We start from the raw sequence: 24883 nt of genomic DNA, 5'->3' as shown, positions 1-24883 counted from the left end.
CGTCGCGGGTCAATCGGCCGGTTGGTCCGTTTCGGCGTGCGCCGCATGGGCGCGTTCGGCTTCTTTCAGCAACCAGTGGGTCAGCAGCGGCACCGGGCGGCCCGTTGCTCCTTTCTGTTCGCCGCTAAGCCATGCGGTTCCGGCGATGTCGAGGTGGGCCCACGGGGTGCCCGGTTCGATGAAGCGGGAGAGGAATGCCGCTGCGGTGATCGAACCCGCGTCGCGCCCGCTCGAGATGTTGGGGATGTCGGCAAAACGGCTCTTCAGGAGCTCCTGGTAATCGTCCCAGAGCGGAAGCGGCCAGGCGCGATCGAACGCTTCGTCGCCAGCGGCTTTGAGTTCGGCAAGGAGCGTGTCGTCGTTGCCCATGAGGCCTGTTGCGACTTTACCCAGTGCGATGAGGATCGCGCCAGTGAGTGTTGCGATATCGACCACTTTGCTGGGCTGATAGCGCTGTTGCACATAGGTGAGCGCGTCGCAGAGGATCAGCCGCCCTTCGGCGTCGGTATTGAGAATTTCCACCGTTTTCCCCGAAAGGGTGGTGACGACGTCGCCCGGACGCGTTGCCGAACCGCCTGGCATGTTTTCGGTGGCTGGAATCACGGCAACGACATCGAGCGGCAGCGCCATGAGCGCGATCGCTTTCATCGTCCCCAATACCGTTGCTGCACCACACATGTCGTATTTCATCTCATCCATTTGCGCCGCGGGTTTGAGGCAGATCCCGCCGGTGTCGAAGGTGATCCCTTTGCCCACGAGCGCGATCGGTTTGCGTTCCGCTTTCTTCACGCCGCTACCCCGGTATTCGAGCACGATGAGCTTCGGCGGACGCTTGGCTCCGGCCGCAACCGCCAAAAAGGCGCCCATGCCCAGTTTTTCCGCCTCTTTTTTGTCGAGCACGTGGCATTTCAGATCGTGCGCTTTGGCCAGGTTTTCGGCGGTTTCCGCGAGGTATTCGGGGGTGCAGACGTTTGCGGGTAGGTCACCGAGTTGGCGGGTGAGGAGCGCCCCTTCGGCAATCGCGTCCCCTTCGGCAACCGCGCGGTAAAGAGCGTCCGTTGCCGCTTCCGGGATCAGGTGTTCGACGCGATCCGCGCCTTTGGGCGATTTTGCCTTCGCACTGTTTTCGCCCAGCGTGGCATCGTAGCGGTACTGTGCCTGACGGAACCAGTAGGTGAGGAGGCGCAGCCGTTGCGCGAGCGGCATCTGCGGCAGGTCGACGCTTGCTAAAAGATGCGCAGCCGAGCCGATCGGGCCGTTGGCGAGCGCGGTCGCGACGGCTTGTGCTGCTTTGGCCCATTTTTGCGCGGTGAATTTGCCCCGTTCCCCGAGGGAAACTACCAGAAGGCGTGAAGCCGCAAGGCCAGGAAGATCGGTGTAGCGGAAGATTTGCCCAACGACGTCGCGGTCGACCTCTTGCGCCCACAAGCGACCGAATTTGCCTTTCGTCACTTTGTCGAGCCGTTCCCGATTGGGATCGGTTTCGTCGGTAAAGAGCGGTACGACGAGGGTCGTTGCCGCAATCTTTTCGAAGGGGAGATCCGATATGGTAAATTTCATGGGTTTACTGCTCCCTTTGTTTCGATGAAGGTTTTCGATCGTTCCATTCTAGCCGAGATCGGCCGCACGGCGCTACTCATTGCGGTGGCGCTCACATTGATCCTGACCGCGGTATCGATGGTGCGTCTGTTGGGGACGGTTGCCGCGGGCGATCTCCCGTCTGACCTCTATTTGCCGTATCTGCCGTGGGCCATCAGTGAGAAGCTGCCGCTCATCGTGACGCTGAGCGCCTTTGCCGCAACGCTGCTTGTGATGCAGCGGTGGGTGCGTGAGAGCGAATGGGCGGTTTGGCGCGCGCTGGGAGTGTCGCGTTGGCGTTTGGCGGCGCCGGTGTTGGGGTTGGGCGTGGTTTTGGCGCTTGGACTGGCGCTCTTGACGACCTGGTTGGTGCCCTTCGCCGAGCAGCAGAAGGATCGTTTGAAAGCTGTGGCACAAGCACGAGACGAGACGCAGACCGTTGCCCCTGGGATATTTCGCGAGTCGAAGGATGGGCAGCGGGTCCTTTTCGTCGCCCCTCGGAGCGAGAACGCCGTGGGTCTTTTTTTCATGCGCCATTGGCAAGCGGGGCGACAAACGATCGTCGTTGCCGATGGTGCGCGCGTCGAAAATCGCGACGATGGCAAATGGGTGGTTTTGGTCTCAGGGGCGCGGTATGAGGAGGGGTCGTCTCCTTTGGCCTTTCGTGTGATCGAATTTCGCGAACAGGCGCTTTGGGTGACGCCGCCCAAACCGGTTTCCGAGGTGCAGCGTGTCCGTGCCGTCGCGACCGCGTCCCTGTGGCAGATGGCGCACGAGGGGCACCGGGCGGCGGCAGGTGAGTTGGTGCAGCGCTTCGGCTTACCGTTTGCCGCTTTGCTGCTCGTGGTGTTCGCGTTACCGCTTGCCGAAGCTGAACCGCGCACGGTGCGCGGTGTGACGCTCTTCGTTGCGCTCCTCGTGTTCTTCGCCTATGTGAATCTGTTGTCGCTTGCTCAGGCGTATGTCGTTCGAGGACGAACGCCCTTTGCCGTGGGTTTCTGGGCGCCGCACCTGCTCTTTTTTGCGCTGCTGGTGCTTGCTTATCTGTGGCGCATGAGGCGGACGCGATGATGTGCAACCACCTGGTATCGCGTTGGCTGGTCGGGAACATTCTGCGCGGAACCCTTTTGGTCGGCGCGGTTTTTGGCGGCTTGTTGCTCTTTTTCGATTTTTTGGACGCGCTGGATCGCTTGGGACAACCCGGATGGACGGTTTTTCGGGTATTGGGGTACGCGCTGTTGTTGCAACCCGGGCGATGGGTCGAAATGGCACCGGTTGCGTTGTTGGTAGGAACGTTGGTCGCATTGGCGCAACTGGCGCGTCATTCGGAGTTGGCGGTGTTGCGCACCGTGGGGTTGTCCCCCTATCGATTGTGGCGGCTGGTTGCGATTGCCGCGCTGGCGGTCGCCGCGGCGACGATGGCGCTGGCCGAATGGGTTGTACCGGTGACCGAACGGCTGGCGCGGCAATGGGATGAGGGGATCGGTGTCGATGCGGCGCAGCGTTCGCCGCGACGCGGTTTGTGGGTCCGCGATGGGGACCGTTTCGTGCACATCGGTGCCGTGCGCGACGCGCAAACGATTGGCGATGTCTGGTGGTATCGGCTCGAACCGGGCGATAAACCGCGGTTGCAGGCGATCGATCATGCGCCTGAAGGGATTTACGATGCAGCGCAAGAGGGATGGTACTTTCCCGAGGTCGAGCGGCGTACCTTTCAGGATGACGCAGTCCGTCAGGAAACGCTCCGGGACCACTTCTGGCGTAGTGAGCTCACGCCGGAAACCCTGGCAGTGCTCTGGGTCGAACCGCAGCGGATGAGGCTCGACGTCCTTTACCGCTACATTCAATTTTTGCGAAAGAACGGGGGAGAGAGCAAACCGTTCGAGGCAGCGTTTTGGCGTAAAGTTTTGTTGCCGCTCTTGTTGGTGGTGATGGCCACCCTTGCCGTTCCTTTCGTGATGGGGCACAGCAGAACGGTGCAGTTGGGGTGGCGGGTCTTTGCCGGGACGATGTTGGGCGTGGCGTTTTTCCTGCTCACGCAACTGAGCGGCCGAATCGTTGCCGTTTGGGGGGTTTCGCCGTTCGTTTCCGCGCTGCTGCCGGTCCTCTTCTTTGCGTTCTTGGCAATCGCCTTGTGGTGGCGGATCGAACAACGTTGAAGGAATCGTAAAAAAGCCCGCGAACCATTCGCGGGCTTTTTGCGGGATCGAGAAAAACGGGTTAGATGGCGCGCGAGGCTTTCTGCGCTTTGGCGCCAACCAACTCTTTGATACGCGCCGACTTCCCGGAGCGGTTGCGCAGGTAGTAGAGCTTGGCGCGGCGCACGTCACCGCGGCGCACTACTGTGATCGACTCGATGAGCGGGGAATAGAGTTGGAAGGTGCGCTCGACCCCGACGCCGGAAGAGATTTTGCGGACGATGAACGACGAGTTGAGCCCGCGATTGCGTTTGGCGATCACGACGCCTTCGAAGTTCTGAATCCGTGTACGGTTCCCTTCGACGACGCGCGTTGCGACACTCACCGTATCCCCCGCGCGAAAGTTGGGGATGGTCTTACCCTGAGTGAGGCGTTCGATCTCTTCGCGTTCGAGTTGTTCCAACAGGTTCATGATTGGCTCCTTTCGACTTCGTGCCCAGAGCAACCCGAGGGTTGGTGGTGCAGTGAAAAGCCGGAATTGTACCAAAGTGAAACAAAAAGAAAAGCGGGGGCATTCGTTGCCAAACCTCTTGAAAAGCGCAAGTGTGACCCTAAATAAAAAACTAAGACTGAGGAAGCAACGAAAGGAGGTGTCACCATGACCACGCGCATCATGCCATGGAATCCGTTTCGGGAACTGGAAGAACTGCAAAATCGACTGGCGGCGTTGATGAGCCGTTCGCTCGTGCCGAGCAGCGAAGGGCAGGAAGCGATGCGGATGGCTGACTGGGCGCCGCTCGTCGATATCGAGGAGAACGAAAACGGCTATCTGATCAAAGCCGATTTGCCCGGCCTTGCGAAGGACGACGTCCATGTGACGTTGGAAAACGGGGTGCTTTCGATCAGTGGCGAACGCAAACAAGAGAAAGAAGAGAAAGACAAGAAATATCACCGCGTCGAGCGGGTCTATGGTCGGTTCGTTCGCAGCTTCACGTTGCCCGAAGATGCCGATCCGGATCAGATCTCCGCGCAGTTCAAAGACGGGGTGCTCGAAGTACGGATCGGCAAGAGTGAAGCGGTGAAGCCGAAACGGATCGAAATCAAGGGTTGAATGCGTCTTTGCGATCGTCCAAAAGATCGGGGCGGCAGCGCGCAGTGCGTTCCATCGCTTGCGCCTGCCGCCATTTTTGTATCGCAGTGTGATTGCCTGAAAGCAGTACCGAGGGCACACGTAACCCTTCGAAGGTTTCCGGGCGCGTATAGTGGGGATGGTCGAGTAATCCCGCCTGGAACGAGTCGCGACGGGCCGATTCGGCATCACCCAAAACACCGGGAAGCAACCGAATCGTGGCGTCGAGTACCACCATCGCCGCGAGTTCGCCACCGCTCAAGACGAAATCACCCAGCGACAGCTCTTCGTCGACCTCGAGGTCGATCACGCGCTGATCGATCCCTTCGTAACGTCCACACAACAGCGTGAACGCCGGGTACTGCGCAAGCCGGTGGGCATCGGCTTGGGTGAAGCGTTTGCCTTGGGGTGAAAGATAGATCACCGGGCCGGTGAAACCCAGCTCAGCATGTTGGGCGGTTTTCGCTGCGCGGATCGCCGCGGTGAGGGGTTCGGGCCGCATGACCATGCCGGGTCCCCCGCCGTAGGGGCGATCGTCTACCTGACGATGGGGGAGCGGGGTGTAGTCGCGAGGATTGTGGAAGACGAGCGTATAACGCCCCCTTTTCGCGGCGCGTCCCGTCACACCGTACTCGGTGAGCGCGGCAAACATTTCGGGGAAAAGGGTGACGATGTCGCAACGCACGAACGGGTCAGATCACCATTCGGGGGACCAATCGGCTACGATTCGCCGCTCGTTGAGATCCACCGTGGGGACATAGGCGCGGACGAACGGGATGAGGTGCGTTTTCTTGTCATTGCGCACGACCAAGACATCGTGCGCACCGGCCGAAATGAGCTCTATCACCACGCCCAACACCTCGCCCTTTGGAGTTTCGACCCTACAGCCGACGAGATCGCCCCAGTAAAATTCGTCGGCTTCGGGTTCGGGCAGTGCGGAACGCGGCGCCCCGACGTACCAGCCACGGTACGCTTCCGCAGCAGTGCGGTCGGAAATTTCCTGAAATTTGACGATCCACCCCTTTCCATGTGGGGTTAGCGCTTCTAAGGTCAGTTGCTGCCACGCATCGAGTGGCGCGCCGCTCTCCGGCGACACCCACCACTGTGGCATTGCCTGCCACGATTCGGGGTCGTCGCCGAAAGGGTGGAGTTTGAACCAGCCTTTGATCGCAAAGGGCGAGGTAAGTCGTCCGAGTACGATGACCTCGCTCATTGCAGCGATACGAAAACGAGTTAGCCAGCGCGGCGGACTTGCTTCACCAAGCGCGCAACGGCGTCAGAAAGCTGCGCCCCTTTGCTTACCCAATAATCGACGCGTTCCAGATTGAGCGACAGCGGCTTTTCGTTGCCAGAGGCCACGGGGTTGTAGAAGCCGACACGCTCGATGAAACGACCGTCACGCCGATTGCGCGAGTCGGTAACGACGACGCTATAGAACGGGCGCTTTTTCGCGCCGCCACGGGCAAGACGAATCACCACCATGAGAGTCGATTCCTAATCGTTAGTTGGGAAAGCAGCGCATTATAACGAAAAAGGCGGGAAAATCAAGAAGGGAGGAGCGCAGCGAACCGTTCGAGGAGCGCGTACTCGATCACCGGGCGACCGTTTTCAGCCGGTAATGCAATATGGACGCCCAAGGGCGTACAAGGTGCGGCGCAGGAAAGCGCATAGAGCCAGTGCGACGCCTGCGTTTCGTCTTGCCAGCGGTGTGGCGCTGTTCCCAGCGCAGCGAAGCGCGCTTCGAGGGTTGCGGCATCGATGCGCACACTCGGTAGGAAGGTGAGCAGTTGCAACTGTGTTGCCTGTCGCCAGCGGGGGTCGCTCTGGTGCAAGGGGTCGAATTCGCGTCGCAGGTTGCCGCTTGCCGTGATTTCGGCGCCCCGTCCTTCGGCTTCGGCGAGCGCTTGCAGCGGTTCCGGCAGTTCGAATTGGAGCAGCAATTTTCCCGTTAGCCCCTGAACGGCGAACTCAGGTACCCAGCCTTCGAGTACGACGGGTTGCTCGGGTCGACGCAGAATCGCCCACTGCACGTCGCTGCCGAGCCGTTTCGCGACCTGTTCGGGCGTGGTGGCGCCCAGCGTCCATCCCATGACTTGCCAGTACGCACCGTTTTGTCGGGCATGCCACGGTGGCGCGGCTTCCCAATCGGCAGGTGGGGGCGGCGCGATCCATAGTAGGGTAAATGTGGCGAGCGCAGCGATTGCAACGAACGTCAGGGTAACGCGCAACGGGCGCAGCTTCATTGCGTGCGTTCTCCCAGCACGACACCACGCGCCTCGAAACGAAGCGTATAGGGGAATTCCGGCAGTCGGTCGATCCGAGTCACGAACCACTCGCCGGGGGCGGGCGGCCGTTTCGGCGTGATCGCTTGACGGTAAAAACTGAAACTCGGCGCGCGTAGCCCGATATTGACCACCGGTTGCCCCTGCGCGGCAACCGCCGCGCGGTAAATGGGGCCTTGAAGCACCTCCCCGGCCCACGGTAACAGACGGAACGCAAGCCAGAGAGACGCCACCGCGGCACTCAGGAGTGCGCTGATCTCGGAGCTGAGCAGTGATTGGCAGCGCCAAAACGCAACGATGAGCAGCAGTGCCGCACCCGCAGCGAGGTACGCTTCAACGGGCCACGCTTCGAAAGCGCCCGCGGCGAGCGCTTGGTGGAAGGGGGAGAGTCGATCCGAGCGTTGCGCCACTTCGACCAGCAGCGCAGGAAGGGTTGCGGTGATCACGACGATGAGCGCCGAAAGCACGGGGACGGTCGCCAACCATTTCCCACGGGCATGGTCCTGGTGATTGGCGAGCAAAAGGGCGAGCGGAGTGATGCCGTAGAGAGCGTAGTGGGGCAGTTTCGTCTGGGCCAACGAAAAGAAGATCACGACGAAAACCGCCCAGAACCAGAGAAAACGGCGTAGCGCCACGGTGCGGTCGGCCCATATCCGGGTGAGGGCGGGAAGGAGCAGGAAGGTCCACGGTGCGAGGAGAAGCGGTGTGACCGCGAGGAAATACCACCAATCGCCGCCATGTCGTTCCAAGGTGTCGGCAAAACGCTGCACGTTGTGCTTGAGGAAAAATCCTTCGACGAACGCCCACCCTTCACGCCACAACGCGTAACCGTACCAGGGAAGGGCGACCCCAAGGAACACCAGCCAACCGATCGGGTTGCGCAGCATCGCCCAAAAACGGCGCCAATTGCCTTGAGCGGCACAATACAGGAGTACCGCCGCTCCAGGAACGAGCACCGCGACGGGGCCCTTGGTGAGAAAGCCAAGCGCCATCCACAAATAGGCCCGAACAAGTGGTGTGCGGCGGTGCGACTCGATGTGGCGCCAAGCGTCGAACGCAGCAAGCGCCAGCCAAAGATTCAACCACGCATCGGCAGTTGCCGCGCGACCGATCGCCCACGGGCCGATTGCGGTGGCCAAAATCGCGGCGGCTAGGAACGCCGGGCGGTCACCGAAGCGATGGCGGGCGAAATGCCAGGTAGCGAAGACCCAAAGGACTGCAGCGACGGCAGAAGGGAAGCGAGCGCTCCACGTCTCGACGCCAAAAAGCGTCATCGCTACCGCTTGCAGCCAGTAAATGAGGATGGGTTTGTCGAACCGCGGAGCGCCGTCGAGCACGGGGAAGCCGTAGTCACCATTCGCGACCATTTCTCGCGTCGCTTCAGCAAATGCCCCTTCATCGACATCGAAGAGCGGGTACCCTCCCAAATGGGCAAAAAAGACGAAACCAACGACCAGGGAGAGCAGCAAGAGCGCCCAGACGCTACGGACGCGCAGCGACGTTGCCACCGGTTCGGGGCAAAACCCAATCCGTCCGTTCATACGGATGCGACTCCGTGTGCGGGATCGTTCGTTTTCGGTTCAGACTGCGCGGGCTTATGCCACCCCGCTTCGGCATCCGTGGGGGTGATCGTACGCACCTGGTACTGCGTTCGCTCTCCCGATTCGTGATAGACCCGGGTGAGCATTTCGGCAAGCACCCCGGTGGTGAGGAACTGCACGCCGCTCAAAACCAAGAAAAAACCGGCAAGAAGAAGCGGTCGCCCGCCGATCGATTCCCCCAGAAAAAGTTTGACACCCAAGAGATAAGTCAAGATCAGACCGCCCAGCGCAGCGACCGCAATGCCGATGCCGCCGAAGAAGTGGCCGGGGCGAGTGCGAAAGCGCATGAAGAAATAGACGAACAACAGATCGAGAATCACGCGAAACGTGCGCGACAGTCCGTATTTCGATTGACCGAAACGCCTGGGGTGGTGTGTCACCACTTCTTCTGCGATGCGACGCGGGTGCGTGACCGTGGCCATCCACGCCGGGATGAAGCGGTGCATTTCGCCATAGAGTGTGACATTTTTCAGAACGCTGGCGCGGTAGGCCTTCAAGCTGCACCCGTAATCGTGGAGTTTGACGCCGGTGATCCGTCCGATCAGCGCATTGGCGAGGCGCGAGGGGAACGTGCGCAGCAGAAAGTCGTCTTTCCGCTCTTTGCGCCAACCGGAGACGAGATCGAGCTCTTCGCTGAGCAGGCGGCCCACAAGTCTGGGGATATCCGCCGGGTCGTTTTGCAGATCGCCATCCATCGTGACGATCACGTCGCCGCGTGCGGCATCGATGCCGGCTTGCATTGCAGCGGTCTGTTTGAAATTGCGTTGCAACGCAACCAGTCGGACGTGACCGCCGTAGTGTTGCTGCGCTTCAATGATGCGTTCCAACGTATGGTCGGTTGAGCCGTCGTCGACCAGGATCAGCTCCCACGGATGGGGGTAGTTGGCTAACGCTTGATGCACTTGCGCCACCAACGGCGCGATGTTCTCTTCTTCGTTGTAGAACGGGACCACGATCGACAGACGGTGTTCGGGCAAATTCATTGGTTTCCGATCCAAGCCAAAAACGCCATGAGTGTACTCACGGCCAACAGCAGCAGGTGTGCGGCAAACCCCGCCACGACGCCAGAAGCGAGGGGGATCGCATAAAACGTTTGGCACAGCGCAGCCACTGCCGCCTCATAAGGACCAAATCCGGCAATGCCTTGAACGGGTTGAATCGCCGCGAGTTCTCCGGCCAATGCGCCACCCAACGCTGCGAAACCGTCGAGTGGCAGCAGTGCAGCGAGAAGCCACCCGACCGCCGCGATTTTGACACACCAATTGGCAATCGTCCAATGCCAGACAGAGTGGGAATGGGTAATCGCGATGTGCAGCGCGGCGATGAAGCGTTCAAGCCACGGCCAACGCAACCGTTCCACGAGCGCCAGCCAAAAGGGCAGAAGCAGGAGGGCTACAACGAGGAGTGCGACGATACCCAAACGGACGAACAAGGGGAGTTCAGGCCAGAGAATCGCTGCCAGGAGGATGAGCACCATCAGATCCTGCACGCGCAGCCACAAAAGGGTTGCGGTCGCGCGAACGAGTGGAACCTGGTGGTGTCGCGCCAGGAGCAACGGCAGCGCCATCTCGCCGCTGCGCATCGGCAGGATATTGACCCAGAAGGTATGGTACGCAAGCAGTCGCCAACAGGCAGCAAAAGAGAGCGCGCGCAGTTCCGCATGGAGGCGCGCCGCACGCAGCAGGTGGCTTGCGACGATGAGAAGTGCAGGACCAGCGAAATCGCGCAGGTTCCACTGCTGCCAAGGCGCGGTGGTGACCGCGTCGTGGTACTGGTGGAAGAACCACGCCGCCAACCCGACGGTGACGGCGATCGCGACCATCATGCGAACTGCTCGGCCCACTACTGCCCCCCAAAACGCCGTATGGCGCCGACCCACGCCGCGAGCGCAACCACCCAGACGAGCGCGGCGCCGCTGGGATAAATTGCGTGGTCGAAAGGGGCGTAGGCAGCCGTCGCAAGCCCTCCGACGAGCAAAAATCGGGTCGTTTGTGGGGATGGTTCGGGAAAACGGCGAATCAGAAAAGCGGCAACGGTCAAGCCAAAGAGCCCCGCGCCGAGCCCGCCGATCACGTCACTGGGCCAGTGGGCACCAACGGCGACCCGCGACAACGCGATCGCGAAAACCAGCAAGACAAACCCCGCGCCAATGAGCCAGATCCTTGCCTCGGGCAGAGTGCGTTGTTGAGCCGCCACCCGCTTACGACGCACAGCAAATCCGCAAAGGAGCGCCCCGCCCAGAATGACAGCGGTTGCGGTATGACCGGACGGAAACGCGCCGCTTTTGGGGAGCAGGTCGAACCAGACGATCTGCTGCGGCTCGAGAACCGCGGCGGGGCGAGGGGCTGCGACCGCCTTTTTGAGGCCATGGACGAGCAGCGTCGTAGGAAGGGCCGCAAGTGCCGCGAGCCACAACGGTCGCATCGACCAGGGGGTGACGGCAACCAGCAGCGCCACCGCGACGCTCGTCGCGCCCAGGTTGGTGAGCGTTGCCCAAAAAGAGGCGGGCAAACCCGCGGCGCCTTGGTTGATGACGCGAAAGAGCGTCTCGTTTGCCGGAAGCGTACCTAGCCCGTAACCGACCCCCAAAAAGAGCAGTGCCGAGACGAGGAGCGAGCGGATCACTTCAATTCCGCTTCGATTTCGGCGAAGGTGCGGGCTTTCACGAGGATTGGCACTTCGGTACCGAGCTGGCGCGCGATTTGGGTCGAGGAGAAGATGCCGCGCACCACCCATTCACTGTCACGCTTTTCGACGACCAGCGTATGTTGGCGCCCCAAGGCCTGAAGCGTCGCGACGATATCGGCAACCGTTGCGCGACTGACCTGCTCGAAGGTCAGCGCATCCATCTTCTCGATCGGGGTCATGATATCCCCGACACGAACCTCCGTGGGGGCCAGATTGTTGTCTTGCGCGAAACGCAGTGGCTTTTCGCCCAAGATATCGGCAGCGGTGAGAATGCCGACGATTCGTCCCTCTGCGTTGAGGACCAGTACGGAACGCACGCCACGGCGGATCATCCGCTGCTCGGCGTCTACCACCGACTCTTCCGGGGTGGTGACCACCGGCGGTGTCCGGGAAAAATCGGTCAGCACCTCGATCGCCGGGGCGTTGAGCGTAGCCGGCCGATCGGCGCGCGGCGGTTGCAACAGGAAGGGCTTTTGGGGGAACGGGATCGGTTGCAGCGCTTTTCCAGTCATGGTTGTCTCCTTGTGTGGTTGGGCCTATTCTCATTGTAACGAAAGAACCGCGTACAATTGCGGTTGATGGCAACGGATTCTGTGAAAGGCGTTTTGCGATGCCCGCTTCTGCACTGACGATTTGGCATTTCCTGGGTTCCCCTATTTGGTCTGCGGCGCGTGAAGCGAGCGCGAGTGCGCGCGTGTCGCGTGCGGTGGGCACCCGTGTGACGGTGACCGCGTATGCGTGGTATTGGCTGGAATTGGCGCCGGACCACGGGGATGCAGCGTTGCTGGAAGCGCGTTTGACCCAAATTTTGCAGGCAGAACGGCAAAAAGTGCCCGGTTGGAGCGCAGGGTTTCTGGTGGCGCCGCGGCTGGGGACGATTTCACCGTGGTCGTCGAAGGCCACCGAAATTCTGCATCAGTGTGGGTTGACCGCGGTGAAGCGCATCGAACACGGTACGGCGATTCGCGTCGCCGAATGGGAGAGCTTGACCCCCGAGCAACAAGCTGGCGTTGCCGCATTGCTCCACGATCGGATGACGCAATCGATTCTAAAGGACTCGGAGGCAGGGGAGGCGCTCTTTGCCCATTATTCCCCGAAACCACTCGCTACCGCGCCGGTGATGACCGAAGGGCGTGCCGCGATCGAACGGGCGAATCGCGAATGGGGGCTCGCGCTTTCCGAAGACGAGATCGATTACCTCTTCGCTGCTTTCACCGAACTGGGGCGCGATCCTACCGACGTCGAACTGACGATGTTCGCGCAAGCCAATTCGGAGCATTGCCGTCACAAGATTTTCAACGCCGAGTGGGTGATCGACGGCCGGCCGATGGCGCAGTCGCTCTTTGCGATGATCCGAGATACCCACGCAGCCCATCCGGAGGGGACGGTGGTCGCATACGCCGACAACGCGGCGATTTTCACCGGACGAACCGTGGCGCGGTGGTTTCCGGATTCGGAAGGGGTCTGGTGCGCGCACGAAATGGTCACCCATTATCTGGGCAAGGTCGAAACCCACAACCACCCCACCGCGATCTCTCCCTATCCGGGCGCCGCGACGGGGGCAGGCGGTGAGATCCGCGACGAAGGGGCGACCGGCCGTGGCGCTTCCCCGAAAATGGGGTTGGTTGGGTTTACCGTCTCGAACCTGCACTTGCCCGATTTCGTCCAACCGTGGGAAAAACCCTACGGCAAGCCCGATCGGATCGCGTCGCCGCTCGAGATCATGATCGAAGGGCCGCTGGGTGCCGCGGCGTTCAATAACGAATTCGGGCGTCCCAATCTGTGTGGTTATTTCCGTACGTTCGAGCGCGAAGTCCAAGGCGAGGTGCGCGGCTACCACAAACCGATCATGATCGCAGGCGGTTTGGGCGCGATCGCTGCGGAACAGAGCCACAAAGTCGGTTTTGCGCCCGGAACGCTCCTGGTGCAGTTGGGTGGGCCGGGGATGCTCATCGGTCTCGGGGGCGGTGCGGCTTCGTCGATGGCTACGGGCGCGAACGACGCGGAACTCGATTTCGCGTCGGTGCAGCGTGACAACCCGGAAATGCAGCGCCGTTGTCAGGAGGTGATCGACCGTTGTTGGGCCTTGGGGGCAGAGAACCCGATTCTCTCGATCCACGACGTGGGTGCCGGGGGCCTTTCGAACGCCCTTCCCGAACTGGTCGATGGGGCGGGACTGGGTGCTACGATCGAGTTGCGCGAGGTGCCCATCGAAGAGCCCGGGATGAGCCCGCGTGAAATCTGGTGTAACGAGGCGCAAGAGCGGTACGTGCTGGCGATCGATCCGACGCAACTGGAGCGGTTCGCGGCGATTTGTGCGCGGGAACGGTGCCCGTTCGCGGTCGTCGGCGAAGCGACCGAGGATGGGATGCTCCGCGTGCATGACCGCCTCTTCGCTAACGATCCAGTTGCGCTCCCAATGGAGATCCTGCTGGGTAAGTCCCCGCGCATGAAACGGGTGGTGGCAAGTCGCACCATTTTTTTGCCCCCCTTTGACCTCACCACCATCGATCTGCGCGACGCGGTGATGCGAGTCCTCGCTCACCCCGCAGTGGCGAGCAAGAAGTTCCTGATCACGATCGGTGACCGCACCGTCGGGGGATTGACCGCGCGCGACCAACTGGTGGGGCGCTGGCAGGTACCGGTTGCCGACGTCGCGGTGACCGCTGCCGATTTCGTCGGGTTCGGCGGTGAAGCGATCGCGATGGGCGAACGAACGCCCGTTGCGATCAACGACCCTGCGGCGTCGGTTCGCCTGGCGATTGCCGAGGCGGTCACCAATCTGGCGGCTGCCGACGTGCGCGGACCGCTTACCACGGTGAAACTCTCCGCAAACTGGATGGCCGCAGCAGGGCATCGTGGCGAAGACGCGAACCTTTACCGCGCCGTAGAGGCGGCGCGCGACTTCTGCGTCGCGTCCGGTCTTGCGATCCCCGTGGGCAAAGATTCGCTGTCGATGAAAACGGTCTGGCACGACCCTGAAACGGGGGAAGCGAAAGCGGTGATCGCACCCGTTTCCCTGATCTGCACCGCATTTGCTGCGGTCACCGACGTTCGGCGGACGCTTACTCCCGTGCTCGATCGCGACACCCCCGAAACCGAGCTATTGCTGATCGACTTGGACGGCGCGCGCAACCGCTTGGGTGGCTCGATTCTCGCGCAGGTGTTCGATTCGCAAGGGGAAACCCCCCCTGACTGCGCGCCGGAAACCCTCGTGGCGTTCTGGGAGGCGTTGCAAGCGCTCAAAGCAAACGACCTGATCCTGGCTTACCACGACCGCTCCGATGGCGGGCTGCTCGCGACCGCGGCCGAGATGATGTTCGCTTCGGGTGTCGGGGTGACGCTGCAGCTCGATACCTTGGCGTATGACCGCGCCACGCACGACATCGACTACACCAAGCGCAACGACACGGTGGCTGGGCGGCGCAACGACGCGGCGCTTGCCGCGCTCTTTAGCGAAGCGCCTGGGGCGCTTGTGCAGATTCGCCGCAGCGATCGCGACGCGGTGCTCGCGATTTTGCAGCAGCATCGGCTGACGTTCCATTTCGTCGGCACCCTCAATACTTACGACGAATTGCGCATCTGGCTGGAAGGGGCGCTGCTTTTTCACGAGAAGCGAACCGTGCTGTGGCAGCGTTGGAGCGAAGTGAGCCGACGCATCGCGCGGCTCCGTGACGACGAAGTCTGTGCCGAATCCGAATTCGAGGCGTTGGGCGATGCCCAAGATCCGGGGCTTCATTGCGTCCTCACCTTCGACCCCGACGAAGATCCCGCCGCTGCGCTCATCGCCACTGGCGTGCGTCCGCGGGTCGCGATCCTGCGCGAACAGGGGGTAAATAGCCATCGCGAGATGGCCGCCGCATTCGACGCGGCAGGGTTTGAAGCGGTCGACGTGACGATGAGTGACCTCATCGCGGGGCGGCGCCATCTGCGCGAGTTCGTAGGGCTTGCCGCGTGCGGCGGGTTTTCGTACGGTGACGTGCTGGGCGCCGGACGTGGCTGGGCTACGGCAATCCTCTTCAATGAGGCGCTGAAAACGCAGTTCGCCGAATTTTTTGCCCGCCCGGATACCTTTGCGCTCGGGATCTGCAACGGCTGTCAGATGATGGCGCACCTTGCGCCGATCATCCCGGGAGCGGAACACTGGCCGAAGTTCGTCGCGAACCGTTCCGAACGGTTCGAAGCGCGTTTCGCGATGGTCGAGGTACTACCCAGCCCCTCGATCCTCTTTACCGATATGGCCGGGGCGCGGCTACCGATCGTCGTCTCCCACGGGGAGGGTCGGGCGCATTGGGAGGATCCCGATCGGCAACATCAGGCGTTGGCAACGATTCGCTACATCGACCATTATGGCCGCGCCACCGAGCGCTACCCGTTCAACCCCAACGGCTCGCCGGGGGGGCTCAACGGCTTCACGACAGCGGACGGACGGTTCACGATTCTGATGCCGCACCCCGAGCGGGCATTCCGAACGGTGCAGTGGAGCTGGGCACCCGAGGGGCTTGGCGAGAAAAGCCCCTGGTATCGGCTCTTTGCCAATGCGCGTCGCTGGATAGGCTAGCCTTTTGTCGCGATTCGAGTTATCATAATAACGATTGTCGAAGGGGCCAAGTGCCGCTTCGCCGTTTCCGTCTCTTTTTCGGAAAATGGGCGATAACGCCCATTTTTTGTTTGTGACTCTTATGAACCTGGAACAGATGATCGAACGCGTAGCCGAAGGGCTTGGCTACGAGCTGCTGGATTTGGAATTGAGCCCGCGGGGGCGGCTCATCCGCGTCTTCATCGACGCCCCCACGGGGATCACGCTCGACGATTGTGAGCGGGTGAGCAACCAGCTGCAACACCTCTTCGAGGTCGAAGGGGTCGACTACGACCGACTGGAGGTCTCTTCCCCCGGGCTCGACCGGGTGTTGAAAAAGCCGGCCCATTTTGCCCGATTCCTGGGAGAACGGGCGCAGTTGCGCACCCGGGAGGCGATCGACGGGCGGCGTCATTTCGTCGGGCAGATCGCCCAGGTTACCGACCAAGCGGTGACCTTGATGCTGGACGACGGCGTTGCGGTCGTGGTCGCGTGGGATATGCTGGACAAAGCGCGCTTGGTCCCGCGCTTCGAGTGAAAAGAATGAGGGAAAGGACGTTGCGATGAGTCGGGAAATGTTGCTCTTGGCCGATGCGTTGGCGCACGAAAAAAATGTCACGAAGGAAGTGGTTTTTTCCGCGCTCGAAGCGGCGCTCGCCTCGGCCACGAAAAAGCATCTGCATGAAGACGCCGACGTGCGGGTCGAGATCGATCGCGAGCACGGCACCTATCGCGCGTGGCGCCGTTGGCTGGTGCTGCCCGATGCCGAAGTCAAGAACGACGAGCGGGAAATGGGTCTGATCGACGCTCGCGAGCTCAAACCAGACATCAAACCCGGCGACTACTACGAAGAAGAGATCCCGGTGGTCGAACTTGGGCGCATCGGCGCGCAGACCGCGAAACAGATCATTTTGCAGAAGATTCGCGACGCGGAACGCGAGCAGATGCTCAAAGAGTTCCTTGAGCGCGACGATCGCCTGGTCACTGGCGTGATCAAGCGCATGGAGCGGGGAAACGCCTTTGTCGAGATCGGTCGGTTGGAGGCGCTGCTGCCGCGGGAAGAGATGATCCCGCGCGAAGCGTTGCGCGTCGGCGACCGCGTGCGGGCGGTGGTCAAACGGATCGACCGTCAGGGGCGGGGCCCGCAGATCATCTTGTCGCGCAGTTCGCCCGAATTTGTCGTCGCGCTCTTCGAATTGGAGGTGCCGGAGATCGAAGAAGGGATTATCGAGATCAAAGGGTGTGCACGCGACCCGGGCCTACGCTCGAAGATCGCGGTCCATTCGCATGACCCGCGGCTCGATCCCGTGGGGGCGTGCGTCGGAATGAAAGGGACGCGCGTGATGGCGGTGCGGCAAGAGATCGCGATGGAGCACATCGACATCATCGTCTGGTCGCCGGACCCGGCGCAATTCGTGATCGCTGCGCTGCAGCCCGCAGAAGTGGTTTCGATCGTCGTCGACGAAGAGAAGCACGCGATGGACGTCGTGGTCGATGATGCCAATTTGGCGATCGCGATCGGTCGTGGCGGGCAGAATGTCAAGCTCGCCTCGGAGCTCACCGGCTGGACGATCAACCTGATGAGCGAATCGGAGTCGCGCGAACGCAAAGAGGCGGAGCGGCAGGCGTTGCGCCAGTTCTTCATGGAAAAACTCGACGTCGACGACGATCTGGCCGATCTCTTGATCGACGAAGGGTTTACCACGCTCGAAGAGGTTGCGTACGTTCCGATTGCGGAGCTCTTGGAGATCGAAGGGCTCGATGAGGAGATCGTCCAAGCGTTGCGTGAGCGCGCGCGCAACGCGTTGCTTACCGACGCGATCGCCGAAGAGGAGGCGATCGAGAAACTGGAGCCCGAGTTGTTGGCATTGGAAGGGATGGATCGTCAAATCGCGGTCAAACTGGCCAAATCCGGCATCGTCACGCGCGACGATCTGGGCGAGCTGGCAACCGACGAATTGGTCGAGATCACAGGGATCGACGCTGAGCGGGCTGCATCGCTGATCAGCCAGGCGCGCGCCCACTGGTTCGAATAAGGGAGGAGCCGCCATGGATACCGAAAACGTCAAAGCATTTGCGCAAGAGCTGGGCGTTCCCGTCGCCAAACTCATTACCCAGCTTCGCGAAGCCGGAGTCTCCGCCGAAGGGCCCGAAAGTCCGCTTACCGCAGACGACAAAGCCAAACTGCTCGATTACCTCAAACGCCAACATGGCGCTGGGGATGAGAAGCGCATCACCCTCAAGCGTAAGGAGACCACCGCGATCCGTGCCACTGACGCGTCTGGCCGCGCCCGCACGGTTCAGGTCGAAGTGCGCAAAAAACGGGTCTTGGTGAAGAAAGAAGCGCTCCTTGCGAAGACTCAGGAAGAAAAAGCGAAGGTGGAAGCAGCGCTGCGCGCTGGCGAAACCCCCTTAGCGGCGCCAAGCGCCTCCGAGTCACCCGTGCGCGCTTCGGAGACAGCCCAAACGGAAACGGCGCACGCGACCGTATCGGCCGCTGAGAAGGCGAGACCGCCACAGGAGGGTGGGAACGATGTATCCGCCAACGCGGCATCGACCGAACCCAACGAGGCAGCGCGACCAGAACCTGCCCTCGAACCCCCGGAAGCGGTTGGCAAGGCGCAGCCGGTCGCTCAGCCTGCTACCAGCAGCGTCAAGCGCAAAGCGAAAGCGCAGAAAGGGGCAGAGGCAAAGCCGGGTGAACCGGTTGCGAAGGATCGAACCTTGCACCCGGTCTTGTCGCCAGAAGAGCTCGAACGGCGCCGACTAGAAGCCGAGCGGCAAGCGAAACTGCGCGCGATTCAGGAAGCGGAACTGCGCGAACGTCGGGCGCGCGAAGCGGCGCGGCAGGCAGCCAAACAAGCCGAAGCTGCCGAAAAGGGTGCCGCAGAGGAGGACAAGCCTAGTGCAGACAATGACGCTTTGCAAGAGGTGACGCCAGTTACCGCGACGGAAACGGCCAAGAAGGCAAAAGAGAAGGGCAAGAAAACCAAAGAGAAAGAGCGCGAAGAGCGGGCCAACCGCAAGGGTGGCCTCAAGGTGCGCGCGCTTGACGATGGCGAGAGCGGCTGGAAAGGGAAAGGAAGCAAGAAGAAGGGCAACAAACGTCAGCAGCGCGACGAAGAACACGGTTTTCAAGCACCGACCGAACCGGTCGTGCGGGAAATCCATGTGCCCGAAACGATCACGGTTGCCGAGTTGGCGCACGCGATGGCGGTCAAAGCGGTCGACCTCATCAAGACGTTGATGAAATTGGGGGTGATGGCGACGATCAACCAGGTGCTCGACCAAGAGACCGCGATGCTCGCCGTCGAAGAGATGGGGCACAAAGCGGTTGCCGCGAAACTCGACGACCCTGATGCGTTCCTCGAGACCTTTGGCGCCGAACTCGACCGGACGCCCGAACCGCGGCCTCCGGTCGTCACGGTGATGGGGCACGTCGACCACGGTAAGACGTCGCTTCTGGACTTCATTCGCCGCACCAAGGTCGCGGCGGGTGAAGCGGGGGGCATCACTCAGCACATCGGCGCGTACCACGTCGAAACGCCAAAAGGGGTGGTTACCTTTCTCGATACCCCGGGCCACGAGGCGTTTACCGCGATGCGCGCCCGTGGAGCGCAGGCAACCGACGTCGTCGTCCTGGTCGTTGCGGCGGATGACGGCGTCATGCCCCAGACCCGGGAGGCGATCCACCACGCCAAAGCGGCCAATGTACCGATCGTCGTCGCCGTGAACAAGATCGACAAACCGGAAGCGAACCCCGACCGGGTCCGTCAGGAGCTGGTCGCCGAAGGGGTGATTCCGGAAGAGTACGGTGGGGACACCATTTTCGTCAATGTTTCGGCGAAGACCGGGCAAGGCATCGACGAACTCCTGGAGTCGATCCTGTTGGTGGCCGAGGTCCTCGAACTCAAAGCGCCGAAAACGGGCCCCGCGAAAGGACTGGTGATCGAAGCGCGGCTCGACCGCGGCCGCGGGCCGGTTGCCACCGTGCTGGTGCAAAGCGGGACGCTGCGCAGAGGGGACGTCGTCTTGGCGGGCGCCACCTGGGGTCGGGTGCGCGCGATGCTCGACGAAACCGGACGGCAAATCGACGAAGCAGGGCCGTCGATGCCCGCGGAGATCCTGGGGCTTGAAGAGGTGCCGCAAGCGGGTGAGGCGTTCTACGTCCTACCGGACGAACGCAAAGCGCGGGAGATCGCCCTCTACCGTCAAGGGAAGTACCGTGAGCAGAAGCTGGCGAAGAGTCAAGCCCTCAAACTGGAAAATCTCTTCGACCAGATGGGGCAGGGCGATGTCAAGAAATTGCCGATCATCGTCAAAGCCGACGTTCAAGGTTCTGCCGAGGCGCTTGCCCAAGCGCTCACCAAGCTCTCCACCGACGAAGTGCAGGTGCAGGTGGTCCACTCCGGCGTGGGCGGGATCACCGAAAGCGACGTGAACTTGGCGCAGGCTTCCGGTGCTGTGATCATCGGCTTCAACGTGCGGGCTGACGCAAACGCCCGCAAACTGGCCGAGACCTACGACGTCGACATCCGCTACTACAACATCATCTACGATGCGGTCGACGAGGTCAAGGCGGCGATGGCTGGGCTTCTTTCGCCCGAGCGCAAGGAAGAGACCCTGGGGCTTGTCGAAGTGCGCCAGACCTTCCGCGTGCCGAAAGTGGGGACCGTCGCTGGGTGCTACGTCCTCGAAGGGGTGGTGCGCCGCAGCGCCCGCGTTCGGGTGTTGCGCGACAACGTGGTGATCTACGAAGGCGAACTCGATTCGCTCAAACGGTTCAAGGAAGACGTGCGCGAAGTCAAAGCAGGCTATGAGTGTGGGCTTTCGATCAAGAACTTCCAGGAGATCCAAGAGGGGGACCAGATCGAGGTCTTCGAAGTGAAAGAGGTTGCGCGCACGCTGTAAGGAGCGATCGATGCCCAAGGACTTTCCCCGCGCCCGACGCGTTGCGGATGCGATTCAACAGCACCTGGCCGAACTCATCCGGCGCGAGGTTAAAGACCCGCGCGTTGGCGTGGTCACGATTACCGCAGTCGAGGTCTCGAACGATCTCGCGCACGCGAAGGTGTACCTCTCCAGCTGGGAAGGAGCGGAACGGGTCCGCGAGGCGATTGTCGGGCTTGAACGCGCCAAAGGGTTTCTCCGCCAGCATTTGGCGAAGCGCCTCACCACCTACAAGGTGCCCCAACTCCATTTTCTTTACGACACGTCGATTGAGCGCGGCGTTGCGCTCACGCAACTCATCGACCGTGTTGCGGCCGAACGGCGCGCCAGCGACGCAGCGCCAACGGCTGACGCAGGGAAGCGCGATGATGGCGCGACAGAGCGACGCGATTGACGGGGTTGCGCTCCTAGATAAGCCAGAAGGCGTTTCGAGCAATCACGCGTTGCAGCAACTGCGGCGCCATCTGGCCGCTCAGAAGGCGGGGCACGGTGGAACGCTCGACCCGATGGCGACGGGGCTTTTGCTGATCGCGTTCGGCGAAGCGACCAAATTTGCCCAAGCGTGGTTGGAGGCCGACAAGACCTATACCTTTCGCGTGGTTTTTGGTGTGGCGACCGACTCCGGCGACGCAACGGGCGCGGTCGTGCGCACTGCGGAGACTTCGGTGACCGAAGCGGCGCTTCACGCGGTATTGCCCCGTTTCCTCGGCGAGATCGAACAGATTCCCCCGATGGTGTCGGCGTTGAAACGGGACGGCAAACCGCTCTATCGGTTGGCGCGCGAAGGGGTGACGGTGGCGCGGGAGCCGCGGCAGGTGACCATCCACCGCCTTGAATGTATTGCGTTTGACGAAGCGGCGCAACGCGCGGTGCTCTCTGCCACCGTCAGCAAAGGAACCTATATCCGCGTGCTCGCGGAAGCGATCGGCGCGGCCCTTGGCGCTCCGGCGCACGTCGATCGACTGCACCGCGACGCGGTGGGACCTTTTTCGTGTGACTCGGCTTTGTCGCTGGCGGCGTGGTGCGCACTTCCTTCGGAATACGCGCGCGCGCGGCTGCTGCCGGTCGACACCCTCGTTCGCCACCTGCCTGCAATCGCTCTGGACTCGGCCCAGGCCGAGCGTTTTCGGCACGGGCAGCCGGTGACGCTTCGCGAGCGCACGAATGCACATCGCTTGGCAGCGCAATCAAACAGCGGGGTGCAACTGCGCGCAACGGAACGGGCACTATCGGTTCGCGTCTATCTGCGCGACGGGAGCGGTTACCGTTTTTTGGGGGTCGGCGAATGGCAGCCGCAGGCTGGGGTCTTGTCGCCCAAGCGAGTTGTTGCTAAACTATTGCATTCTTCGCCAACGCTGCCTGAAGCCATCGGGAATGACGTTGTCTGGAACCGAACCTTTGAGGATGTGAAAGAGTACCGTTATGCTGGATAAAGAAACCAAAGCAAAAATCGTTGCCGAATTCGGTCGCGGCCAAAACGACACCGGTTCGGTGGAAGTCCAGGTGGCGCTCCTTACTGCCCGCATCAACGGATTGCAGGACCATTTCGCCACCCATAAAAAAGATCACCATTCGCGTCGTGGGCTGCTGAAAATGGTCTCTCAGCGTCGGCGGCTCTTGGATTACCTGAAGCGGACCGACCCAGACCGTTACCTTGCCCTGATTCAACGTCTGGGGCTGCGCAAGTAACCGCTTATTGATACGAAGAAGAGCCCTCGTCCCCGACGAGGGCTCTTCGGTTTCGGGAGAGACAAAACGCTATGCCACAAGCAGTCAGCAAAACCTTTACCTATGGCCAGCACACCGTTCGCATCGAGACGGGGGAAATGGCACGCCAAGCAAGCGGTGCCGTGCTGGTCGACATGGACGAAACGGTGGTGCTCGCCACCGTCGTCGCCGCGAAAGAGGCGAAAGAGGGGCAGGATTTCTTCCCGCTCACCGTCGATTATATGGAAAAGTTTTACGCTTCAGGGCGTATCCCTGGCGGCTTCTTCAAGCGGGAAGGGCGACCGAGTGAAAAAGAGACCTTGACGTCGCGCCTCATCGACCGCCCCATTCGTCCGCTCTTTCCGGACGGTTTCACCAACGAAGTCCAGGTGATCGTCCAGGTGCTGTCGCTCAATCCCGAGATCGACGGCGACATTCCGGCGATGATCGCCGCCAGCGCCGCGCTTTCGCTTTCCGGGATTCCGTTCCAAGGCCCCATGGGGGCATGCCGCATCGGCTACATCAATGGCCAATACGTACTCAACCCAACGCAAAGCGCGCTCAAAGCAAGCGCCCTCGACCTCGTCGTCGCGGGCACCGAAAACGCGGTGCTGATGGTTGAGTCGGAAGCAAAGGAGCTCCCCGAAGAGGTGATGCTCGGCGCGGTGGTCTTTGGCCACGAACAGATGCAGGTTGCGATCGAAGCGATCCGCGAACTGGTTGCCGAAGCGGGCAAGCCTGCTTGGGATTGGCAGCCGCCGCTGCCCAACGAAGCGCTCAAAGCGCGCATCCAGGAACTGGCGCATGAGCGGCTCTCGGCAGCGTTTGCGATTCCCGCCAAGCAAGCGCGCAACGACGCGCTCAAGGCGATTCGCGCTGAGGTGACGCAAGCGGTGCTCGAATCGTTCGAGCCGATGCCGTCCCTCAACGAAATCAACGCGATCCTTTTCGACCTGGAGTCGGCAATCGTCCGCGGCCGCATCCTCGCGGGCGAACCGCGCATCGACGGGCGCGATACCCGCACCGTGCGCCCCATCGACATCCGTGTCGGCGTGTTGCCGCGCACCCACGGTTCGTGCTTGTTTACCCGCGGCGAAACCCAGGCTCTGGCGGTGGCAACGCTTGGAACCGGGCGCGACGAGCAGATCATCGACGCGCTGGCGGGCGAATACCGTGAGCCGTTCATGCTCCACTACAATTTCCCGCCGTTTTCGACCGGCGAAACCGGGCGTTTCGGGGTTCCCAAGCGGCGTGAAATCGGCCACGGCAACCTCGCGAAACGGGCGCTGAAAGCGCTCATCCCCAGCCAGGATGAGTTTCCGTACACGATTCGCGTCGTTTCCGAAATCCTCGAATCGAACGGGTCGAGTTCGATGGCCACCGTCTGTTCGTCGTCGCTCGCGCTGATGGACGCAGGGGTCCCCCTCAAGAAGCATGTCGCAGGAGTGGCGATGGGGCTCATCAAAGAGGGGAACCGTTTCGCGGTGCTTACCGATATCCTCGGCGATGAAGACCATCTGGGGGATATGGATTTCAAAGTTGCGGGAACCGAGGATGGCGTCACCGCACTGCAGATGGACATCAAGATCCAAGGGATCACCAAAGAGATCATGCAGGTGGCGCTCGCGCAAGCCAAAGAGGCGCGTCTGCACATCCTCAGGTTGATGCGGGAGGCGATGGGCGAAGCGCGCGGTGAGCTCTCTGCCTACGCGCCCCGCATGGCACAGATCAAGATCCATCCCGACAAGATCCGCGACGTGATCGGCAAAGGCGGGGCGGTGATCCGGGCGCTGCAGGAAGAGACCGGTACGGTGATCGAGATCGCCGAAGACGGTACCGTGACCATCTCCTCTTCGAGTGCCGCTGGAATCGACGCAGCGAAAGAGCGCATTGCGGCGATCACCGCCGAAGTCGAGGTCGGAAAAGAGTACGAAGGGACAGTCCTCAAGATTCTCGACTTCGGCGCGATCGTAAATATCCTCCCCGGCCGCGATGGGCTGTTGCACATCTCACAGATCGCGAACGAGCGCGTCAATAATGTCTCCGATTACGTCAAAGAGGGGCAAAAAATCCGCGTCAAAGTGCTCGAGACCGACGATCGCGGCCGGATCAAACTTTCGCTCAAAGGGGTCGCGCAGGAGGAACGCGGCGCGGCATCCACGGAAGGCGCCACAACCGAAGAAGGCGCGCAATAGCGCCGTCACGCCCGCGGCCACAGCGCCCCGCGATCC

General features: G+C 61.6%; 22 protein-coding genes. 11 read left to right on the top strand and 11 right to left on the bottom strand.

All coding sequences use genetic code 11. The annotated features are described in order from the left end of the window. Window positions 1-9 precede the first annotated feature (9 nt). Window positions 10-1560, bottom strand: a complete 1551-nt coding sequence (locus KUL93_RS02525) for a leucyl aminopeptidase (RefSeq protein ID WP_217125550.1) — start codon at window positions 1558-1560, stop codon at window positions 10-12. Between the two features lie 24 nt (window positions 1561-1584). Between KUL93_RS02525 and lptF the strand changes: the two genes are divergently transcribed. Both lptF and lptG read left to right on the top strand, forming a co-directional pair. Continuing rightward, on the top strand, window positions 1585-2649 hold the full coding sequence (gene lptF / locus KUL93_RS02520; protein ID WP_217125549.1) for an LPS export ABC transporter permease LptF: 1065 nt from the start codon (window positions 1585-1587) through the stop codon (window positions 2647-2649). Next, entirely contained in the window at window positions 2646-3737 is a 1092-nt protein-coding gene (gene lptG, locus KUL93_RS02515; RefSeq protein ID WP_217125548.1) for an LPS export ABC transporter permease LptG, read from the top strand. The genes lptF and lptG overlap by 4 nt, the downstream gene beginning before the upstream one ends. Window positions 3738-3798: 61 nt before the next feature. Here lptG and rplS read toward each other — a convergent pair whose 3' ends face one another. Beyond that, window positions 3799-4188 (bottom strand): 50S ribosomal protein L19, encoded by a 390-nt coding sequence (gene rplS / locus KUL93_RS02510; RefSeq protein WP_119335339.1) that lies wholly within the window; start codon window positions 4186-4188, stop codon window positions 3799-3801. 186 nt (window positions 4189-4374) lie between these two features. Between rplS and KUL93_RS02505 the strand changes: the two genes are divergently transcribed. After that, window positions 4375-4827, top strand: a complete 453-nt coding sequence (locus KUL93_RS02505) for an Hsp20/alpha crystallin family protein (protein WP_119335338.1) — start codon at window positions 4375-4377, stop codon at window positions 4825-4827. Here KUL93_RS02505 and trmD read toward each other — a convergent pair. The 9 genes from trmD to KUL93_RS02460 all read right to left on the bottom strand — a co-directional run bounded on the left by trmD (window position 4817) and on the right by KUL93_RS02460 (window position 11928). Next, complete coding sequence (trmD, locus tag KUL93_RS02500; protein WP_217125547.1) at window positions 4817-5530, bottom strand: tRNA (guanosine(37)-N1)-methyltransferase TrmD; 714 nt, start codon at window positions 5528-5530, stop codon at window positions 4817-4819. The two genes, KUL93_RS02505 and trmD, sit on opposite strands and share 11 nt — an antisense overlap. 12 nt (window positions 5531-5542) lie before the next feature. Continuing rightward, window positions 5543-6058 carry a ribosome maturation factor RimM gene (rimM, locus tag KUL93_RS02495; RefSeq protein ID WP_217125546.1) on the bottom strand — a complete coding sequence of 172 codons (516 nt, stop codon included), beginning with the start codon at window positions 6056-6058 and terminating at the stop codon, window positions 5543-5545. A 20-nt stretch (window positions 6059-6078) separates the two neighbouring features. After that, entirely contained in the window at window positions 6079-6327 is a 249-nt protein-coding gene (gene rpsP, locus KUL93_RS02490) for a 30S ribosomal protein S16 (protein ID WP_119335336.1), read from the bottom strand. Between the two features lie 62 nt (window positions 6328-6389). Further along, window positions 6390-7088: a hypothetical protein gene (locus KUL93_RS02485; RefSeq protein WP_217125545.1), complete on the bottom strand. Its 699-nt coding sequence runs from the start codon at window positions 7086-7088 to the stop codon at window positions 6390-6392. Continuing rightward, a complete protein-coding gene (locus tag KUL93_RS02480) occupies window positions 7085-8668 on the bottom strand; it encodes an ArnT family glycosyltransferase (protein ID WP_217125544.1) in 1584 nt (527 codons plus the stop codon). The genes KUL93_RS02485 and KUL93_RS02480 overlap by 4 nt, the downstream gene beginning before the upstream one ends. After that, window positions 8665-9711 carry a glycosyltransferase family 2 protein gene (locus KUL93_RS02475; protein WP_217125543.1) on the bottom strand — a complete coding sequence of 349 codons (1047 nt, stop codon included), beginning with the start codon at window positions 9709-9711 and terminating at the stop codon, window positions 8665-8667. Before KUL93_RS02475 ends, KUL93_RS02480 begins: the two co-directional genes overlap by 4 nt. Then, the gene (locus KUL93_RS02470) at window positions 9708-10553 is read right to left on the bottom strand and encodes a lysylphosphatidylglycerol synthase domain-containing protein (protein ID WP_217125542.1); all 846 of its coding nucleotides are present in this window, start codon (window positions 10551-10553) and stop codon (window positions 9708-9710) included. The genes KUL93_RS02475 and KUL93_RS02470 overlap by 4 nt, the downstream gene beginning before the upstream one ends. Before the next feature lie 17 nt (window positions 10554-10570). After that, window positions 10571-11353 carry a phosphatase PAP2 family protein gene (locus KUL93_RS02465; protein ID WP_217125541.1) on the bottom strand — a complete coding sequence of 261 codons (783 nt, stop codon included), beginning with the start codon at window positions 11351-11353 and terminating at the stop codon, window positions 10571-10573. After that, the gene (locus KUL93_RS02460; RefSeq protein ID WP_217125540.1) at window positions 11350-11928 is read right to left on the bottom strand and encodes a CBS domain-containing protein; all 579 of its coding nucleotides are present in this window, start codon (window positions 11926-11928) and stop codon (window positions 11350-11352) included. The genes KUL93_RS02465 and KUL93_RS02460 overlap by 4 nt, the downstream gene beginning before the upstream one ends. Before the next feature lie 98 nt (window positions 11929-12026). Here KUL93_RS02460 and purL point away from each other — a divergent pair, with 98 nt between their 5' ends. The 8 genes from purL (at window position 12027) to pnp (ending at window position 24847) form a co-directional block, all read left to right on the top strand. After that, window positions 12027-15977 (top strand): phosphoribosylformylglycinamidine synthase, encoded by a 3951-nt coding sequence (purL, locus tag KUL93_RS02455; protein ID WP_217125539.1) that lies wholly within the window; start codon window positions 12027-12029, stop codon window positions 15975-15977. A 121-nt stretch (window positions 15978-16098) separates the two neighbouring features. Further along, window positions 16099-16533, top strand: a complete 435-nt coding sequence (rimP, locus tag KUL93_RS02450) for a ribosome maturation factor RimP (protein ID WP_283249540.1) — start codon at window positions 16099-16101, stop codon at window positions 16531-16533. A gap of 25 nt (window positions 16534-16558) precedes the next feature. After that, window positions 16559-18031, top strand: a complete 1473-nt coding sequence (gene nusA / locus KUL93_RS02445) for a transcription termination factor NusA (protein WP_217125537.1) — start codon at window positions 16559-16561, stop codon at window positions 18029-18031. Window positions 18032-18044: 13 nt separating this feature from the next. After that, window positions 18045-20906, top strand: a complete 2862-nt coding sequence (gene infB / locus KUL93_RS02440; protein ID WP_217125536.1) for a translation initiation factor IF-2 — start codon at window positions 18045-18047, stop codon at window positions 20904-20906. A 10-nt stretch (window positions 20907-20916) separates the two neighbouring features. After that, window positions 20917-21339, top strand: a complete 423-nt coding sequence (gene rbfA, locus KUL93_RS02435) for a 30S ribosome-binding factor RbfA (RefSeq protein WP_217125535.1) — start codon at window positions 20917-20919, stop codon at window positions 21337-21339. Next, window positions 21314-22378: a tRNA pseudouridine(55) synthase TruB gene (truB, locus tag KUL93_RS02430; RefSeq protein ID WP_430408196.1), complete on the top strand. Its 1065-nt coding sequence runs from the start codon at window positions 21314-21316 to the stop codon at window positions 22376-22378. Before rbfA ends, truB begins: the two co-directional genes overlap by 26 nt. Further along, window positions 22368-22634, top strand: a complete 267-nt coding sequence (gene rpsO, locus KUL93_RS02425) for a 30S ribosomal protein S15 (protein ID WP_217125533.1) — start codon at window positions 22368-22370, stop codon at window positions 22632-22634. The genes truB and rpsO overlap by 11 nt, the downstream gene beginning before the upstream one ends. Window positions 22635-22705: 71 nt before the next feature. Continuing rightward, the gene (gene pnp, locus KUL93_RS02420) at window positions 22706-24847 is read left to right on the top strand and encodes a polyribonucleotide nucleotidyltransferase (RefSeq protein ID WP_217125532.1); all 2142 of its coding nucleotides are present in this window, start codon (window positions 22706-22708) and stop codon (window positions 24845-24847) included. The last annotated feature ends 36 nt before the right edge of the window (window positions 24848-24883 follow it).

The sequence above is a fragment of the Hydrogenophilus thiooxidans genome (assembly GCF_019049855.1).
Classification (GTDB): Bacteria; Pseudomonadota; Gammaproteobacteria; order Burkholderiales; family Rhodocyclaceae; genus Hydrogenophilus; species Hydrogenophilus thiooxidans.
The sequence above is the reverse complement of the archived record's forward strand: the minus strand, read 5'-3'. Positions and strand labels throughout refer to the sequence as shown.

Coding starts and splice junctions, on each gene's coding strand:
- KUL93_RS02525 (WP_217125550.1), bottom strand. CDS start 1,560: ATGAAATTTACCATATCGGATCTCCCCTTCGAAAAGATTGCGGCAACG.
- lptF (WP_217125549.1), top strand. CDS start 1,585: ATGAAGGTTTTCGATCGTTCCATTCTAGCCGAGATCGGCCGCACGGCG.
- lptG (WP_217125548.1), top strand. CDS start 2,646: ATGATGTGCAACCACCTGGTATCGCGTTGGCTGGTCGGGAACATTCTG.
- rplS (WP_119335339.1), bottom strand. CDS start 4,188: ATGAACCTGTTGGAACAACTCGAACGCGAAGAGATCGAACGCCTCACT.
- KUL93_RS02505 (WP_119335338.1), top strand. CDS start 4,375: ATGACCACGCGCATCATGCCATGGAATCCGTTTCGGGAACTGGAAGAA.
- rimM (WP_217125546.1), bottom strand. CDS start 6,058: ATGAGCGAGGTCATCGTACTCGGACGACTTACCTCGCCCTTTGCGATC.
- rpsP (WP_119335336.1), bottom strand. CDS start 6,327: ATGGTGGTGATTCGTCTTGCCCGTGGCGGCGCGAAAAAGCGCCCGTTC.
- KUL93_RS02485 (WP_217125545.1), bottom strand. CDS start 7,088: ATGAAGCTGCGCCCGTTGCGCGTTACCCTGACGTTCGTTGCAATCGCT.
- KUL93_RS02480 (WP_217125544.1), bottom strand. CDS start 8,668: ATGAACGGACGGATTGGGTTTTGCCCCGAACCGGTGGCAACGTCGCTG.
- KUL93_RS02475 (WP_217125543.1), bottom strand. CDS start 9,711: ATGAATTTGCCCGAACACCGTCTGTCGATCGTGGTCCCGTTCTACAAC.
- KUL93_RS02470 (WP_217125542.1), bottom strand. CDS start 10,553: ATGATGGTCGCGATCGCCGTCACCGTCGGGTTGGCGGCGTGGTTCTTC.
- KUL93_RS02460 (WP_217125540.1), bottom strand. CDS start 11,928: ATGACTGGAAAAGCGCTGCAACCGATCCCGTTCCCCCAAAAGCCCTTC.
- purL (WP_217125539.1), top strand. CDS start 12,027: ATGCCCGCTTCTGCACTGACGATTTGGCATTTCCTGGGTTCCCCTATT.
- rimP (WP_283249540.1), top strand. CDS start 16,099: ATGAACCTGGAACAGATGATCGAACGCGTAGCCGAAGGGCTTGGCTAC.
- nusA (WP_217125537.1), top strand. CDS start 16,559: ATGAGTCGGGAAATGTTGCTCTTGGCCGATGCGTTGGCGCACGAAAAA.
- infB (WP_217125536.1), top strand. CDS start 18,045: ATGGATACCGAAAACGTCAAAGCATTTGCGCAAGAGCTGGGCGTTCCC.
- rbfA (WP_217125535.1), top strand. CDS start 20,917: ATGCCCAAGGACTTTCCCCGCGCCCGACGCGTTGCGGATGCGATTCAA.
- truB (WP_430408196.1), top strand. CDS start 21,314: ATGGCGCGACAGAGCGACGCGATTGACGGGGTTGCGCTCCTAGATAAG.
- rpsO (WP_217125533.1), top strand. CDS start 22,368: ATGCTGGATAAAGAAACCAAAGCAAAAATCGTTGCCGAATTCGGTCGC.
- pnp (WP_217125532.1), top strand. CDS start 22,706: ATGCCACAAGCAGTCAGCAAAACCTTTACCTATGGCCAGCACACCGTT.